The sequence below is a fragment of the Streptococcus sp. 20925_1_44 genome, assembly GCF_041432435.1.
GTDB lineage: Bacteria > Bacillota > Bacilli > Lactobacillales > Streptococcaceae > Streptococcus > Streptococcus infantis.
The window spans coordinates 439,623-455,525 of the sequence record NZ_JAPVZQ010000001.1 but is presented as its reverse complement, the minus strand read 5'-3'; the positions used below and the strand labels follow the sequence as shown (position 1 = coordinate 455,525).

General features: G+C 38.5%; 15 protein-coding genes. 14 read left to right on the top strand and 1 reads right to left on the bottom strand.

Translation table 11 applies throughout. The annotated features are described in order from the left end of the window. The first annotated feature begins 247 nt into the window (after positions 1–247). From glgB to O3643_RS02100, 6 genes are all read left to right on the top strand, one after another. Positions 248–2,176 carry a 1,4-alpha-glucan branching protein GlgB gene (glgB, locus tag O3643_RS02125; protein WP_371499517.1) on the top strand — a complete coding sequence of 643 codons (1,929 nt, stop codon included), beginning with the start codon at positions 248–250 and terminating at the stop codon, positions 2,174–2,176. Next, complete coding sequence (locus O3643_RS02120) at positions 2,166–3,308, top strand: glucose-1-phosphate adenylyltransferase (RefSeq protein ID WP_371499515.1); 1,143 nt, start codon at positions 2,166–2,168, stop codon at positions 3,306–3,308. The genes glgB and O3643_RS02120 overlap by 11 nt, the downstream gene beginning before the upstream one ends. Beyond that, positions 3,298–4,437: a glucose-1-phosphate adenylyltransferase subunit GlgD gene (gene glgD, locus O3643_RS02115; RefSeq protein ID WP_004253504.1), complete on the top strand. Its 1,140-nt coding sequence runs from the start codon at positions 3,298–3,300 to the stop codon at positions 4,435–4,437. Before O3643_RS02120 ends, glgD begins: the two co-directional genes overlap by 11 nt. Continuing rightward, positions 4,434–5,867, top strand: coding sequence for a glycogen synthase GlgA (glgA, locus tag O3643_RS02110; protein WP_371499513.1), 1,434 nt, complete (start codon positions 4,434–4,436; stop codon positions 5,865–5,867). Before glgD ends, glgA begins: the two co-directional genes overlap by 4 nt. Positions 5,868–5,928: 61 nt before the next feature. Continuing rightward, positions 5,929–6,570, top strand: a complete 642-nt coding sequence (serB, locus tag O3643_RS02105; RefSeq protein ID WP_371499511.1) for a phosphoserine phosphatase SerB — start codon at positions 5,929–5,931, stop codon at positions 6,568–6,570. An 18-nt stretch (positions 6,571–6,588) separates the two neighbouring features. Then, a complete protein-coding gene (locus O3643_RS02100) occupies positions 6,589–7,698 on the top strand; it encodes a glycerate kinase (protein WP_371499509.1) in 1,110 nt (369 codons plus the stop codon). A gap of 56 nt (positions 7,699–7,754) precedes the next feature. On the opposite strand, the gene O3643_RS02095 is transcribed toward O3643_RS02100, so the two are convergent. Beyond that, a complete protein-coding gene (locus tag O3643_RS02095) occupies positions 7,755–8,144 on the bottom strand; it encodes a DUF1694 domain-containing protein (protein WP_371499507.1) in 390 nt (129 codons plus the stop codon). A gap of 163 nt (positions 8,145–8,307) precedes the next feature. On the opposite strand from O3643_RS02095, the gene eno reads away from it, so the two are divergent. From eno to O3643_RS02055, 8 genes are all read left to right on the top strand, one after another. Next, positions 8,308–9,612: a surface-displayed alpha-enolase gene (gene eno, locus O3643_RS02090; protein WP_371499505.1), complete on the top strand. Its 1,305-nt coding sequence runs from the start codon at positions 8,308–8,310 to the stop codon at positions 9,610–9,612. 177 nt (positions 9,613–9,789) lie between these two features. Then, positions 9,790–11,130: an exodeoxyribonuclease VII large subunit gene (xseA, locus tag O3643_RS02085; protein ID WP_371499503.1), complete on the top strand. Its 1,341-nt coding sequence runs from the start codon at positions 9,790–9,792 to the stop codon at positions 11,128–11,130. Then, positions 11,108–11,320 carry an exodeoxyribonuclease VII small subunit gene (locus tag O3643_RS02080; protein WP_371499501.1) on the top strand — a complete coding sequence of 71 codons (213 nt, stop codon included), beginning with the start codon at positions 11,108–11,110 and terminating at the stop codon, positions 11,318–11,320. The genes xseA and O3643_RS02080 overlap by 23 nt, the downstream gene beginning before the upstream one ends. Continuing rightward, on the top strand, positions 11,317–12,192 hold the full coding sequence (locus tag O3643_RS02075) for a polyprenyl synthetase family protein (RefSeq protein ID WP_371499499.1): 876 nt from the start codon (positions 11,317–11,319) through the stop codon (positions 12,190–12,192). The genes O3643_RS02080 and O3643_RS02075 overlap by 4 nt, the downstream gene beginning before the upstream one ends. Beyond that, positions 12,185–13,000 carry a TlyA family RNA methyltransferase gene (locus O3643_RS02070; protein WP_371499497.1) on the top strand — a complete coding sequence of 272 codons (816 nt, stop codon included), beginning with the start codon at positions 12,185–12,187 and terminating at the stop codon, positions 12,998–13,000. The genes O3643_RS02075 and O3643_RS02070 overlap by 8 nt, the downstream gene beginning before the upstream one ends. Then, the gene (locus O3643_RS02065; protein ID WP_371499495.1) at positions 12,993–13,424 is read left to right on the top strand and encodes an arginine repressor; all 432 of its coding nucleotides are present in this window, start codon (positions 12,993–12,995) and stop codon (positions 13,422–13,424) included. Before O3643_RS02070 ends, O3643_RS02065 begins: the two co-directional genes overlap by 8 nt. A 6-nt stretch (positions 13,425–13,430) precedes the next feature. Next, positions 13,431–15,098: a DNA repair protein RecN gene (gene recN, locus O3643_RS02060; RefSeq protein ID WP_371499493.1), complete on the top strand. Its 1,668-nt coding sequence runs from the start codon at positions 13,431–13,433 to the stop codon at positions 15,096–15,098. Beyond that, on the top strand, positions 15,099–15,827 hold the full coding sequence (locus tag O3643_RS02055; RefSeq protein ID WP_371499491.1) for a metallophosphoesterase family protein: 729 nt from the start codon (positions 15,099–15,101) through the stop codon (positions 15,825–15,827). Positions 15,828–15,903 lie beyond the last annotated feature (76 nt).

Sequence of the window (15,903 nt, the reverse complement as noted above, 5' to 3'; positions counted from 1 at the left end):
ACGTTAAGTTTTTTAAGTATCTGTTTTGCAAAATTAGCATTGAAAAAAATATTGTAAGTGATTTAATGATTCAAAAACTTTTATCAAGGTAGAATATCAATAAATACTGAAAATTTAAGAAATGTCAAGATAATTACTTGAAGATTTTCTAAAAAATATTTATGATAATTCGGAAATTGGTTGAAAGTTTTCTTAAAAGATAGTATAATAGAAATATAGAAAACGCTTACAATATAAAGGGGGGGTTATGGATACATTAGAAGCTTTAAGAACTTTTACAACAGGCGAAAATTTCCATCTTCAGCACTATTTGGGCGCACATCGTGAGGAGAAAGACGGGGAATGGGGTTACACATTCCGTGTTTGGGCTCCGAATGCGCAGGCTGTTCATCTAGTCGGTGATTTCACGAATTGGGTTGAAAATCAAATCCCTATGGTTCGAAACGAATCTGGAGTTTGGGAAGTTTTTACAACTTTTGCCCAAGAAGGTCAGATTTATAAATATCATATCACACGGGCTAACGGTCATCAGCTTATGAAGATTGATCCTTTAGCTGTTCGGTATGAAGCACGTCCAGGAACAGGGGCTGTGTTAACAGAAATTCCAGAAAAGAAATGGAAGGATGGACTTTGGTTAGCTCGTAGAAAACGTTTGGGATTCTTCGAAAGACCAGTTAATATTTACGAAGCACACGCTGGTTCGTGGAAACGAAATCCAGATGGAACTCCATATAGTTTTGCTCAATTAAAAGAAGAGTTGATTCCTTACTTAGTTGAAATGAACTACACTCATATAGAGTTTATGCCTTTGATGGCTCACCCGCTAGGTTTGAGTTGGGGCTATCAACTGATGGGATATTTCGGTTTAGAACATTCTTACGGAAGACCAGAAGAGTTTCAAGACTTTGTTGAGGAGTGTCATTTAAATAATATTGGAGTTATTGTTGACTGGGTGCCAGGTCACTTTACAATCAATGATGATGCCTTAGCCTACTTTGATGGAACTCCGACTTTTGAATATCAAGACCATAACAAAGCTCATAACTATGGTTGGGGGGCATTAAACTTCGACTTAGGCAAAAACGAAGTACAATCTTTCCTAATTTCTAGCATTAAGTTCTGGATTGATTTTTATCATTTAGATGGTATCCGTGTAGATGCCGTAAGTAATATCCTTTATCTTGATTATGATAATGCACCTTGGACACCAAATAAAGACGGTGGAAATCTTAACTACGAAGGCTATTATTTCCTTCAGCGTTTAAATACTGTTATTAAGCTAGCTCACCCTGATGTCATGATGATTGCAGAAGAAAGCTCTTCGGCAACTAAAATAACAGGTCCGAAAGAGATGGGTGGTCTTGGATTTGATTACAAGTGGAACATGGGCTGGATGAATGATATCTTACGTTTCTACGAAGAAGATCCAATTTACCGCAAGTATGATTTTAACCTTGTAACCTTCAGTTTTATGTATGTCTTTAATGAAAATTATCTCCTACCATTCTCACATGATGAGGTTGTACATGGTAAGAAGAGTATGATGCATAAGATGTGGGGGGATCGTTACAATCAATTTGCAGGCCTTAGAAATCTTTATACTTATCAAATTTGTCACCCTGGTAAGAAATTGCTCTTTATGGGTAGCGAATTCGGTCAATTCTTAGAGTGGAAATCAGAAGAGCAATTAGAATGGTCAAACCTTGAAGATCCAATGAATGCCAAGATGAAATACTTCACATCTCAGTTGAATCAACTTTATAAGGACCACCGTTGTCTTTGGGAAATTGATACAAGCTATGATGGAATTGAAATTATCGATGCAGATAATAGAGATCAGAGTGTTCTTTCCTTTATTCGTAAAGGAAAGAAAGGCGAGATGCTAGTCTGTGTCTTCAATATGGCACCGGTTGAACGTCCTGATTTCACAATTGGACTGCCAGTTGCAGGTGTGTATGAAGAAATTTGGAATACAGAGTTGGAACAATGGGGAGGTGTTTGGAAAGAGCATAACCAAACCGTTCAAACTCAAGAAGGGTTATGGAAGGATTATGAGCAGACATTGACCTTTACATTGCCAGCTTTGGGGGCAAGTATATGGAAAATCAAACGTCGCTTGAAACCCGCTAAAAAAGAATCAAATAAATCTCAAAAAGGAGTAGAAAATGAAGAATGAAATGCTAGCTTTAATCCTTGCCGGTGGGCAAGGAACTCGTCTCGGTAAACTCACTCAAAGCATTGCAAAACCTGCTGTGCAATTTGGTGGGCGCTATCGTATCATTGACTTTGCTCTTTCTAACTGTGCCAACTCTGGTATCCATAATGTTGGGGTTATTACACAGTATCAACCACTAGCTCTCAACAGCCACATTGGTAATGGTTCTAGTTGGGGTCTTGATGTAATTGATTCAGGTGTTTCTATCCTTCAACCTTACTCTGCAAGTGAAGGAAATCGTTGGTTTGAAGGTACAAGTCATGCGATTTACCAAAATATTGACTATATCGATAGCATTAATCCTGAGTATGTTTTGATTCTTTCAGGAGACCATATCTACAAGATGGACTACGATGATATGCTCCAATCACACAAGGATAACAATGCCAGCTTGACAGTAGCTGTCTTGGATGTACCACTAAAAGAAGCTAGTCGTTTCGGTATCATGAATACAGATGCTAATAATCGCATTGTTGAATTCGAAGAAAAACCTTCCCAACCAAAATCAACCAAGGCATCAATGGGGATTTATATCTTTGACTGGAAACGACTTCGCAACATGCTAGTTGCTGCTGAAAAGGCTAACCTAGATATGTCTGATTTCGGAAAGAATGTTATTCCAAATTATCTTGAAACTGGTGAAAGTGTCTATGCTTATGAGTTCAATGGATACTGGAAGGATGTTGGTACAATCGAATCTCTTTGGGAAGCAAATATGGAATACATCTCTCCAGAAAATGCTCTAGATAGCCGAAATCGTCAATGGAAAATTTATTCTCGTAACCTTATCGCTCCACCAAACTACCTTGGAGAATTTGCTCAAGTAGAAGACTCTCTAGTAGTAGATGGATGTTACGTGAATGGTACTGTAAAACATTCCATTCTTTCTACAGCTGCTCAAGTTCGTAAGGGAGCAGAAGTTGTTGATTCTGTCATCATGAGTGGAGCAGTTATCGGTAGAGGTGCTAAAATTACACGTGCAATCATCGGTGAAGGTGCAATTATTGCCGATGGTGTTGAAATTGATGGTACAGAAGAAGTACAAGTAGTCGGATATAACGAAGTAGTGGGGGTAGCAACAGATGAAGATTGATAAATATTCAGCGATTTTAGGAAATACCGTTGGTTTCCATGATATGTCAACCTTGACAAGTAACCGTCCAGTGGCAAGTTTACCATTTGGAGGAAAGTATCGTTTGATTGACTTCCCACTCTCAAGTTTAGCAAATGCTGGTGTTCGAAGTGTCTTTGGAATCTTCCAACAAGATAACATCAGCTCTGTATTTGACCACATTCGTTCAGGACGTGAATGGGGCTTGAATACCCTTCTTAGCCACTACTATCTTGGAATCTATAATACTCGTGTGGAAAGTAGTACTGTTGGTAAAGAGTATTATCAACAACTCTTGACTTATTTAAAACGTTCTGGATCTAACCAAACGGTTTCCTTGAACTGTGACGTTTTGGTAAATATTGATCTTACTCAGGTTTTCCATTTGCATAATACTACAAAATCTCCTATCACAGTCGTTTATAAGAAACTACCTAAAAAGGATATTTCAGAAGTAAATGCTATCCTAGATATTGATGAAACTGACCACGTGCTTTCTCACAAACTCTTCGATAAAAAAGCTGAACAAGAATACTACAACATGTCAACGGATATCTTTGTTGTAGATACTCAATGGTTGATTGAACGTCTGGAAGAAGAAGCTCAGAAAGAACACCCAGAAAAACTACGTTATGTTCTACGTGACTTAGCAGCGGAATCAGGTGCTTTTGCATATGAGTATACTGGTTACTTAGCTAATATTCATTCTGTAGAAACATACTACCAAGCCAATATTGATATGCTTGATCTGCATAAATTCTACTCTTTATTCTCTCCAAATCAAAAGATTCACACAAAGGTGAAAAACGAAGAACCAACTTATTATGCACCTGGTTGTGAAGTAAATACTTCGCAGTTTGCTTCAGGTAGTATTGTCGAAGGTAAGGTTGTTCGTTCAGTTGTTTCGCGTAATGTTCAAATTCATAAAGATAGCTTAGTTAAAGAATCTATTGTTTTCCCTCGTGTTGTCATTGGTGAAGGTGCTCAAGTTGAGTATGCAATTATTGATAAGGGTGCTGAAGTAGCTGATGGAGTTGTTATTCGTGGTACAGCAGAAAATCCTGTTGTCATCAAAAAAGGTGAAAAAGTAACAGAGGACATTCTTTCATGAAAATTTTATTTGTAGCAGCCGAAGGAGCCCCTTTTTCTAAAACAGGTGGCTTGGGAGATGTTATCGGGGCTCTTCCAAAATCATTAGTTAAAGCTGGTCATGAAGTTGCTGTTATCCTGCCATACTATGACATGGTGGAATCCAAGTTTGGTGATCAAATTGAAGATGTTCTTCAATTTGAAGTATACGTTGGTTGGCGTAGACAATTTTGTGGCATTAAGAAGACTGTTTTAAATGGTGTTACCTTCTACTTTATTGACAACCAGTATTATTTCTTCCGTGGTCATGTGTATGGTGATTTCGATGATGGTGAACGTTTTGCATTCTTCCAACTTGCAGCTCTGGAGGCTATGGAGCGCATTAGATTTATTCCAGATGTTCTTCATGCTCATGATTATCATACAGCTATGATTCCTTTCTTGTTGAAGGAAAAATACAGATGGATTCAAGCCTATCAAAACATTAAGACTGTCTTAACGATCCACAACCTGGAATTCCAAGGTCAATTCTCTGAAGGTATGCTTTGGGATCTGTTCCGAGTTGGTTTTGAGCGTTATGCGGATGGTACAGTTCGCTGGAATGACTGCCTGAACTGGATGAAGGCTGGTATCCTCTATGCAGATCGTGTATCTACTGTATCGCCAAGCTATGCTTATGAAATCATGACAACAGAGTTTGGATGTGGCTTGGATCAGATTTTACGAATGGAGTCTGGTAAGGTTTCTGGTATTGTAAATGGAATCGATACGGATCTTTATAATCCAGAAACGGATCCTTTGTTGGATTACCATTTTAACAAGTCTGACTTATCAGGAAAAGCTCAGAATAAAGCTAAACTTCAAGAAAAAGTTGGTCTTCCAGTTCGTTCTGATGTTCCAATGATTGGTATTGTGTCGCGTTTGACAAGACAGAAAGGTTTTGATGTCGTCGTTGAAGGTTTGCATCGCATGCTTCAAGAAGATGTTCAAATCGTTCTCTTGGGTACAGGTGATCCTGGTTTTGAACAAGCCTTCTCATGGTTTGGTCAAGTATTCCCAGATAAACTATCTGCCAATATTACCTTTGATGTCAAGCTAGCACAAGAAATTTATGCAGCCTGTGATATTTTCCTCATGCCAAGTCGTTTTGAACCTTGTGGACTTTCTCAAATGATGGCGATGCGTTATGGAACATTACCACTTGTTCATGAGGTAGGCGGGTTGAGAGATACTGTTCAACCATTCAATCCAATTGAAGGAACGGGTACAGGATTTAGTTTTAATAACTTAACCTCTTACTGGCTTAACTGGGCTCTTCAAACTGCTTTGGATGTTTACTATAATCATCCTGACGTTTGGAAGAAACTTCAAGTACAAGCTATGGAATGTGATTTCTCTTGGGATACAGCTTGTCAGTCTTATCTTGATTTATATCACAGCTTAGCAAATTAAATAAATAAAATCGTATGATGCTTTCATACGATTTTTTGAGATAATAAAGTAAGGATTATAAATGAAAACAATCAACGGTCTCTGTGTGCTCGATGTAGATGGAACTCTGATAGAAGAAGAGGTTATTGATTTATTAGGGAAAGAGGCAGAGTGCCAAGAAGAAGTAGCCCTGCTAACAGCTCAAGCTATGAGAGGAGAATTAGACTTTGAAGCAAGTTTAAAAAGACGTGTTTCTCTTCTTAAAGGTCTTTCTATCAATGTTTTTGATAAGATTTATCATGAACTTCACCTTAGTAAAAACGCTGCCAAGTTTATTAAAGTTCTTCAAGAAAATCAGATAGAAGTCGGTTTAGTATCAGGCGGATTTACCACTATTGTAGAAAGATTAGCAAAAGATTTAGGGATTTCATTATTTACTGCTAATCAACTGGAAATCAAAGACGATCATTTAACTGGAAATCTAATTGGTCCTATTATAAGCAGAGAAGTAAAAGAAGCAACCCTAGTGAGATGGGCTGAAGAATTTGAAGTGCCATTTGATAGAACGATTGCAATCGGTGATGGAGCTAATGACTTAAAAATGCTTAAAAGTGCAGGACTCGGAATAGCCTTTTGTGCCAAGGATATTGTGAAAAAGGAAATAAATCTTCAGGTAGATGAGAGAGATTTTGGGAAAGTTTTGGAAATGATAGACTTCCTTTAGATAGAAAGAGGAATCAAAATGAAAATTGTTATCGCGCCGGACTCTTTCAAAGAGAGTCTTCCTGCAAACGAAGTAGCAGAAGCTATAAAAAGAGGATTCGAAAGGACCATACCTAACGTGGAGTGTTTACTTTTACCTGTTGGTGATGGAGGTGAAGGAACAGTAGACGCCATTAAAAGTTCTCTAGGTTTGGAAGAAAAAACAGTACAGGTAACTGGACCTTTTGGTGATGAGGTTTTGATGTCTTACTTTCAAAAAAGAGAATTAGCTCTATTTGAAGTTGCAAATTTAGTGGGTCTTGAAAAAATTCCTTATGAAAAACGTAATCCTCTAGAGATTCAAACAAAGGGAATTGGTCAACTTATTCTCCATTTGATAGAACAAGGAATCAAAGATATCTACGTTGGTGTCGGTGGTACAGCTAGTAACGATGGTGGAATTGGCATTGCTTCAGGACTTGGTTACCAGTTTTATGACAAAAACGGAATTGTACTTCAAGCAAATGGTCAATCACTATTTGATATCAGGAAAATTTTGAAGGAAAGAGTAATTCAAATTCCTTCTGATGTACATATAAAAATATTAGCAGATGTGACCAATCCGCTTTGTGGACCTTATGGTGCTACCATTACATTTGGGAAACAAAAGGGATTGGATCCATCTAAATTTAAAGAAGTTGATGCTGCTATTAAAGACTTCTATAGTAAAGTTGGACCCAAAATATTAAAATTAGATGGTGCAGGAGCAGGTGGTGGAATTGCCGCTGGCTTGTGTGCCTTCGCAGGAGCAGAGATTGTATCTGGTATTCAAACTTGTTTGGATTTGATAAACTTCGATCAAAAAGTTACTGATGCAGACCTAGTTATCGTTGGCGAAGGCAGACTGGACTCGCAAAGTCTAGCTGGAAAGGCGCCAATTGGAGTAGCAAAAAGAACACCAAACGGTGTTCCAGTTCTTGCTATTTGCGGTAGTTTATCAGAGGATTTACCACCCTTACCATTTGAGAACATAGTCGCAGCTTTTTCCATACTTGAAAAAAGCGAACCGTTAGCAGACAGTCTAAAAAAAGCAGCTGTTTATCTAGAAAATACAGCTGCAAGCATCGCACAAATCATGTCTTTGAGATAGAGTTAACCAAACCATTTTTTCCAGAGAGAAGTAGGAGCTTTCGTCTCTTTCTCTTGTCACAAGTCTGAAAAGGCCTTTCTGAGGTCTTTTTCACTTGTTTGAACCGGAACATCGCTATGGATAACCAGTCCGAAAGGAGAAGAGTTATGATCTTCAGAAACGATAGTTGCTTGGCAATCAGAATCTTTAGCATTTTTTAAATAATAAACTTGTTTTTCAAACTCAACTTGAGGAGAAATCTTGACAAACAGAGGTTCAGTTCCTTTTTTTAAAGTCTCCAAAATAGTCAAAAAACCTTTTTGAAATTTGTCATCATTAGCAGTAGCGAGTTCAGCGTAGCCAAGAACACGTTCTTCAAAGGTACCAAGAAAACGTCTTTGTTCGTCGGGATTTAATTTAAGCCCGCCATGAGCTTTTTCTAATATTTGTTTTGATACATCAGTCATAAATATAGTATATCATAAAAGTCTATAGATAAGGCGGAAAAGAAAGCGATTACTTAACAAACTTAAGGAAAATTTGCACAAAGATAACGTTTTTTCTTGAAAAAGGTATCTTTTTGATGTATCATAGAGGTGTAAAATAATTAAACTCAAAGGAGAGTAAAAAATGTCAATTATTACTGATGTTTACGCTCGCGAAGTCCTAGACTCACGCGGTAACCCAACACTTGAAGTAGAAGTTTATACTGAATCAGGTGCTTTCGGACGTGGTATGGTTCCATCAGGAGCTTCTACTGGTGAACACGAAGCAGTTGAACTTCGCGACGGTGACAAATCTCGTTACGGTGGTCTTGGTACACAAAAAGCTGTTGACAACGTAAATAACATCATTGCTGAAGCTATTATCGGCTACGATGTACGTGACCAACAAGCTATCGACCGTGCTATGATCGCTCTTGACGGTACTCCTAACAAAGGTAAATTGGGTGCAAACGCAATCCTTGGTGTGTCTATCGCTGTAGCTCGCGCTGCTGCTGACTACCTTGAAATCCCACTTTACAGCTACCTTGGTGGATTCAACACTAAAGTTCTTCCAACTCCAATGATGAACATCATCAATGGTGGATCTCACTCAGATGCTCCAATCGCTTTCCAAGAATTCATGATTGTACCTGCTGGTGCACCTACATTCAAAGAAGCTCTTCGTTGGGGTGCTGAAATCTTCCACGCACTTAAGAAAATCCTTAAATCACGTGGTTTGGAAACTGCCGTAGGTGACGAAGGTGGATTCGCTCCTCGTTTCGACGGAACTGAAGATGGTGTAGAAACAATCCTTGCTGCTATCGAAGCTGCTGGTTATGTTCCAGGTAAAGATGTATTTATCGGATTTGACTGTGCATCATCAGAATTCTACGATAAAGAACGTCAAGTATACGACTACACTAAATTCGAAGGTGAAGGAGCTGCTGTCCGCACTGCTGCTGAACAAATCGACTACCTTGAAGAATTGGTAAACAAATACCCAATCATCACTATCGAAGATGGTATGGACGAAAACGACTGGGACGGTTGGAAAGCTCTTACTGAACGTCTTGGTGGTAAAGTTCAATTGGTTGGTGACGACTTCTTCGTAACAAACACTTCTTACCTTGAAAAAGGTATCGAAGAAGGTGCTGCTAACTCAATCCTTATCAAAGTTAACCAAATCGGTACTCTTACTGAAACATTCGACGCTATTGAAATGGCGAAAGAAGCTGGTTACACTGCCGTTGTATCACACCGTTCAGGTGAAACTGAAGATTCAACAATCGCTGACATCGCAGTTGCAACAAACGCAGGACAAATCAAGACTGGTTCACTTTCACGTACAGACCGTATCGCTAAATACAACCAATTGCTTCGCATCGAAGATCAACTTGGTGAAGTAGCTGAATACCGTGGATTGAAATCATTCTACAACCTTAAAAAATAATCTAGTTCAGTGAACTAATTAAAGCCCTTGGATTTTTCCGAGGGCTTTTGTATATTATTAGACAAGCTCAAAGAAATCCAGTCTTGTTTTCGTATTCCAGAGGTGAAAAGAGAGATTTTTAAACGTTTTTTTGGTATAATAATACCCAGGAAAAACTAGAGAAAGAAGGAGGTTGAGATGGAAAAGTATTTGTCGGTAACAACTTTGACTAAGTATCTGAAAATGAAATTCGATAAAGACCCATACTTGGAGAGGGTCTATTTAACTGGTCAGGTTTCTAACTTTCGCAAGCGTCCAACTCATCAATATTTTTCTCTAAAAGATGATCGAGCTGTAATACAAGCGACTATTTGGTCAGGTATTTATCAGAAACTAGGTTTTGATTTGGAAGAAGGGATGAAGATCAATGTTATCGGTCGTGTCCAAGTCTATGAACCAAGTGGGAGCTACTCTATCATCATTGAAAAGGCAGAGCCTGATGGTGTAGGGGCTCTTGCGATTCAGTTCGAACAATTAAAAAAGAAATTATCGGAAGAAGGCCTTTTTCAAGAACGCTTTAAACAAGCAATCCCTCAGTTTGCAAAACGCATCGGGGTTGTGACTAGTCGTAGTGGTGCTGTTATACAAGATATTATTACTACCGTTAGCAGACGTTTCCCAGGGGTTGAGATTGTTTTATATCCTACCAAGGTTCAAGGCGAAGGGGCAGCAGAGGAGATAGCCCGTAACATTGCTAGAGCTAATGAACGAGAAGACTTGGATGTTCTGATCATTGGTCGTGGTGGTGGATCAATTGAGGATCTTTGGGCTTTTAACGAAGAGATTGTAGTGCGTTCTATCTTTGAATCTCGTTTACCGATTATTTCAAGTGTGGGCCACGAAACGGATGTAACCTTGGCTGATTTTGTTGCCGACAAGAGAGCAGCAACACCAACTGCTGCAGCAGAGTTAGCTACACCTGTGACTAAGTTAGATCTACTGACCTACCTTAAAAATCAAGAGAAACGAATGGCTACTGCTGTACAAAATACTTTATCAAAGAAAAAAGAAGCCTTGAGAGGGCTTAGTCAATCAGTCATCTTCAGGCAACCAGAGCGTTTATATGATGGATATCTGCAACGCTTGGATCAGTTAGTGCTTCGACTGAAGCAGGGATTGAATGGTGAGTTAGTTAGAAATCAACAGAAGGTTCAAGCTCAAATTCACCGTTTGGAGCAATTATCGCCAAATGTCAAGATTCAGCGCTACCAAGATCGTATTCAACAGTTACAAAAATTAATGCGTAGCCAGATGGCTGTGATCTATGATGCTAAGGTTGCTGAAGTAAAACGCTTGTCAGAAGCTTTACTCATGTTAGATACGAGTCGTATTGTAGCAAGGGGATATGCGATTGTTAAAAAAGAGGATACCGTGGTATCTTCAGCAAATGATTTGAAAAAAAATGACCAGGTGATGTTGATGATGCGAGATGGTCAGGTAGAATTAGAGGTTAAAGATGTCAAAACAAAAGAAATTTGAAGATAATTTAGCAGAGCTTGAGACTATTGTTCAGAGTTTAGAAAATGGCGAAATTGCTTTAGAAGATGCTATTACTGCATTTCAAAAAGGAATGGTTCTTTCAAAAGAATTGCAAGCAACACTTGATAAAGCAGAAAAGACCCTGGTTAAAGTCATACAAGAAGATGGAACAGAAAGCGAACTTCTATGAACAAGCAAGAAAAATTAGCTTTGGTTGAATCAGCTCTTGAGGAGTTTTATGGAGACCAGCAATTAGCTGCTAATCTCAGAGATGCTGTTCTCTATTCCATACATGCTGGAGGTAAAAGGATTCGGCCATATCTGCTTTTAGAAGTTTTAGATGCCTTAAAGGTACCTATTACATTAGCTCATGCCCAGGTTGCTGCAGCTCTTGAAATGATTCATACAGGAAGTCTAATCCATGATGATCTTCCTGCTATGGATGATGATGATTTTCGTCGTGGGCGTTTAACCAACCATAAGAAGTTTGGTGAAGCACTAGCAATTTTAGCAGGAGATGCCCTCTTTTTAGATCCTTATGCTTTGATAGCGCAAGCAGACTTGCCAAACGAAATTAAGGTAGATTTAATAGCTACTTTGTCCCTTTCTTCTGGAAGTATGGGGATGGTCGCTGGCCAAGTTTTGGATATGGAAGGTGAAGGTAAACATTTAAACCTAGAAGAACTTCAGACCATCCATGCTAATAAAACGGGTAAACTCTTAGCCTTCCCTTTTCAAGCGGCAGGAGTTATTGCAGGATTGGATGAAAATCTTCAAAAACAGTTGAAAACAGTTGGAGAGCTGATTGGGCTTGCTTTTCAAGTGAGAGATGATATCCTTGATGTTACTGCTAGTTTTGAGGAAATTGGTAAAACACCACAAAAAGATTTGCAAGCTGAGAAATCAACCTATCCTGCTTTGTTAGGATTGGATGAGGCAAAAGTTTTTTGTAACCGAACTTTGGATCAGGCTAATGAAAAGTTAGACGTGATTAGCCAATTAGTTGACTTTGATAAAGAACCAATTGTAAAAATAGTAGAAAGTTTGAGAATCAATGCCTAAGGAAAGAGTAGATGTACTTGCCTACAAACAAGGTTTATTTGAAACAAGAGAACAGGCTAAGCGGGGCGTAATGGCTGGCTTAGTGATTGCAGTCCTTAATGGTGAGCGTTTTGATAAACCAGGAGAAAAAATTCCTGATGATACTGAATTAAAACTCAAGGGTGAGAAACTCAAGTATGTGAGTCGAGGCGGCTTGAAACTTGAGAAAGCTTTAGAAAAATTTGATATATCAGTTGAAGGCAAAACGACCATCGATATCGGCGCTTCAACAGGAGGCTTTACGGATGTCATGCTTCAAAATGGTGCAAAACTGGTTTATGCCGTTGATGTTGGGACCAATCAGCTTGCCTGGAAATTGCGTCAGGATTCACGTGTTATCAGCATGGAGCAATTTAACTTTCGTTATGCTGAAAAGAATGACTTTGAAGAAGAGCCAAGTTTCGCAAGTATCGACGTGAGTTTTATTTCTTTGAGTCTCATTTTACCGGCTCTACACAGAATATTGGTCGACCAAGGGGAAGTTGTTGCACTCATAAAACCACAGTTTGAAGCAGGCCGAGAACAGATTGGTAAGAATGGAATTATCAGAGATGCCAAAGTTCACCAAAATGTTTTAGAATCAGTTACTAAAATGGCAGTTGATGAAGGATTCTCAGTCTTAGGATTGGATTTCTCTCCTATTCAAGGTGGACATGGGAATATTGAGTTTCTTGCTTATTTACGTAAAGAAGAACATGCAAGCAACCAAGTAGTTTCTGAAATAGAAAAAGTAGTAGAAAAAGCACATAGAGAGTTTAAAGATGAATAAAAAAGAGAGACTTGAAAAGATTAGAAGATTTGTGACTGACTATCAAATCGGAACACAGGAAGAAATCGTTGAACACTTGAAAGAAGCAGGGATTTCTGCCACTCAAGCAACTGTTTCACGTGATATCAAAGAATTAGGGATTGTAAAAATTCCTTTGAAAGACAATACATATGTCTATGAATTACCAAAGTCAGTAGTTAAAAGTTTACAGTTAGCTGAGAACAATATCGAAAGTTTCGAAAGAATGGGTAATCTCATTAATTTAGAAGTTATTCCTGGGAATACAATTTTTGTTAAAAGTCAATTGACTCAAACATTTTCGGATATGATTTTTAGCTGTTTAGCAGATGATAACTCAATTTTAATTGTGGCGCGAACTGAAGAAGCAGCTATAGAGATTGTTGAGCAAGTTAAAAAGTGGTAGGGCCTTATGTTACTTGAAATTTCAATTAAAAACTTTGCCATCATTGAGGCTATTTCACTTAATTTTGAGAAGGGAATGACAGTTCTGACGGGGGAAACCGGTGCTGGTAAGTCTATCATCATCGATGCTATGAATATGATGCTAGGAGCAAGAGCCACAACGGACGTCATTCGTCATGGTGCTCCTAAGGCTGAAATTGAAGGTCTTTTCTCGGTTGAAAACAGTCATGCTTTGCAAATGATTTTTGATGAGCAAGGAATAGAGCTAGGTGATGAAATCATCATCCGTCGTGAAATTTTACAAAACGGGCGTAGTGTTAGTCGTGTCAATGGACAGATGGTTAATCTATCTATTCTTCGCTCAATTGGACAGTATCTTGTTGATATCCATGGCCAACATGATCAAGAAGAGTTAATGCGTCCTCAATTGCACATTCAGATGCTTGATGGGTTTGGTGATGCAGACTTTCTGGAACTGAAGCAGGCCTATCAGACAAACTTTGATGCTTATCGTAAAATGCGTAAGCAACTTCTTGAGATTAAGAAAAATCAAGAAGAGCACAAAGCTCGTATTGAAATGTTGGAATTTCAGATGGCTGAAATTGAATCTGCGTCCTTACAGCCAGGTGAAGACCTCAAACTAAACCAAGAACGAGATAAACTTTTAAATCATAAAAACATTGCTGATACGTTGACTAATGCTTATACAATGTTAGATAATGAAGAATTTTCAAGTCTAGCTAACGTGCGTTCAGCTATGAATGATATGGAAAGTTTAGAAGAGTATGATGTAGAATATCGTGAAATTTCTACTTCCTTATCTGAATCTTATTATGTTCTAGAAGATGTTACTAAACGTTTAGAAGATATTATCGAAGATTTAGATTTCGACGGTAATCGTCTCATGCAGATTGAAAGCCGTTTAGATCTCATTCACGCCATTACACGTAAGTATGGTGGGAATGTTGACGATGTCTTGATGTACTTTGCTAAAATCACAGAAGAATACAATCTTTTGACTGGCAATCATTTATCTTCAGATGATATGGAAGTCGAACTCAAAAAATTGGAAGTAAGTCTAGTTGACTTAGCAACTAAGCTTGCATCTGCTCGACATAACTTAGCTCAACAATTAGAAATTGAGATTCAGCAAGAACTCAAAGACCTTTATATGGACAAGGCTCGATTTCAGGTTCAATTTACTAAAGGTAAGTTTACTCGTGAAGGAAATGAAAGTGTTGAATTTTACATCTCCACCAACCCTGGAGAAGACTTTAAACCATTGGTTAAAGTAGCTTCTGGAGGAGAGTTATCTCGCCTCATGTTGGCGATCAAGTCTGCTTTTTCTCGTAAGGAAGGTAAGACCAGCATTGTATTTGATGAAGTGGACACAGGAGTTTCAGGTCGTGTAGCCCAAGCAATTGCTCAAAAGATTCATAAAATTGGTCAGAATGGTCAAGTATTGGCTATATCTCATCTTCCTCAAGTCATTGCGATCGCAGATTATCAGTTCTTTATTGAAAAAATTAGTAATGACCATTCAACTGTTTCAACAGTTCGCTTGTTGACAGTTGAAGAAAGAGTAGAAGAAGTTGCCAAGATGTTGGCAGGGGAGAATGTGACTGAAGCGGCACTTAGTCAAGCGAGAGAATTGTTGCAAAGTAAGGAGAAATAAATGACAGACTATTATGTAATTGGAGATGTTCACGGAAAAGCAGGAATGCTTGAAGACCTTCTTAAAACATGGGATGGCAAAACTCAATTACTCTTTCTTGGAGATTTGATTGATAGAGGAGAAGATAGTCGACGTGTTCTTGAAATGGTCAAGGACTTGGTAGAAAATCAAGGAGCGATTTGCATTTCAGGAAATCACGAGTACATGTTTTTAACTTGGTTGGATAATCCTGAAGAAAGCTATGACCACTATCGTCGTAATGGTGGGGATACAACTATTAATTCTATTTTGGGGCGTCCACTGGATGCACCAGTAGATGGAGTAGCAGATGCTAAGCGTGTAGAAACTGAAGCAGGAGACTTGGTTGCTTTTATCCGACAAATGCCATTCGTGATTGAAACGGATAAGTATATCTTTGTTCATGCTGGAATTGATTTAACTTTGGATGATTGGCATGAAACTACAGATTACAAGAAAGTCTGGCTCAGAAAACCATTCCACGAGGCACCTAATCACACAGGAAAAACAATTGTTTTTGGTCATACACCAGTCTACGGACTTTTGGAACAAAAACCAGGAACTGCAGAACTTTGGATGACAGAAGATGGAAAAATCGGAATGGATGGAGGAGCTGTCTATGGTGGTGTCCTTCATGGAATTGTCTTTACTGACCAAGGTATGACAGACCACTATTTCATCGAAAATGACGGCTTTGTTGCTGAAGATTAATACTCTCTACAGGGTATTATGGTCTTGTCAAAAACATAAAAACAATTTATAATTAATAGATACCCTGAAAGGAAGA

What these genes read in the sequence shown, in the direction of transcription:
- O3643_RS02080 (WP_371499501.1), top strand. Translation starts at nt 11,108, where the DNA reads ATGTCAAAACAAAAGAAATTTGAAGATAATTTAGCAGAGCTTGAGACT.
- O3643_RS02070 (WP_371499497.1), top strand. Translation starts at nt 12,185, where the DNA reads ATGCCTAAGGAAAGAGTAGATGTACTTGCCTACAAACAAGGTTTATTT.
- eno (WP_371499505.1), top strand. Translation starts at nt 8,308, where the DNA reads ATGTCAATTATTACTGATGTTTACGCTCGCGAAGTCCTAGACTCACGC.
- O3643_RS02100 (WP_371499509.1), top strand. Translation starts at nt 6,589, where the DNA reads ATGAAAATTGTTATCGCGCCGGACTCTTTCAAAGAGAGTCTTCCTGCA.
- serB (WP_371499511.1), top strand. Translation starts at nt 5,929, where the DNA reads ATGAAAACAATCAACGGTCTCTGTGTGCTCGATGTAGATGGAACTCTG.
- glgA (WP_371499513.1), top strand. Translation starts at nt 4,434, where the DNA reads ATGAAAATTTTATTTGTAGCAGCCGAAGGAGCCCCTTTTTCTAAAACA.
- O3643_RS02055 (WP_371499491.1), top strand. Translation starts at nt 15,099, where the DNA reads ATGACAGACTATTATGTAATTGGAGATGTTCACGGAAAAGCAGGAATG.
- recN (WP_371499493.1), top strand. Translation starts at nt 13,431, where the DNA reads ATGTTACTTGAAATTTCAATTAAAAACTTTGCCATCATTGAGGCTATT.
- O3643_RS02120 (WP_371499515.1), top strand. Translation starts at nt 2,166, where the DNA reads ATGAAGAATGAAATGCTAGCTTTAATCCTTGCCGGTGGGCAAGGAACT.
- glgB (WP_371499517.1), top strand. Translation starts at nt 248, where the DNA reads ATGGATACATTAGAAGCTTTAAGAACTTTTACAACAGGCGAAAATTTC.
- glgD (WP_004253504.1), top strand. Translation starts at nt 3,298, where the DNA reads ATGAAGATTGATAAATATTCAGCGATTTTAGGAAATACCGTTGGTTTC.
- O3643_RS02075 (WP_371499499.1), top strand. Translation starts at nt 11,317, where the DNA reads ATGAACAAGCAAGAAAAATTAGCTTTGGTTGAATCAGCTCTTGAGGAG.
- xseA (WP_371499503.1), top strand. Translation starts at nt 9,790, where the DNA reads ATGGAAAAGTATTTGTCGGTAACAACTTTGACTAAGTATCTGAAAATG.
- O3643_RS02095 (WP_371499507.1), bottom strand. Translation starts at nt 8,144, where the DNA reads ATGACTGATGTATCAAAACAAATATTAGAAAAAGCTCATGGCGGGCTT.
- O3643_RS02065 (WP_371499495.1), top strand. Translation starts at nt 12,993, where the DNA reads ATGAATAAAAAAGAGAGACTTGAAAAGATTAGAAGATTTGTGACTGAC.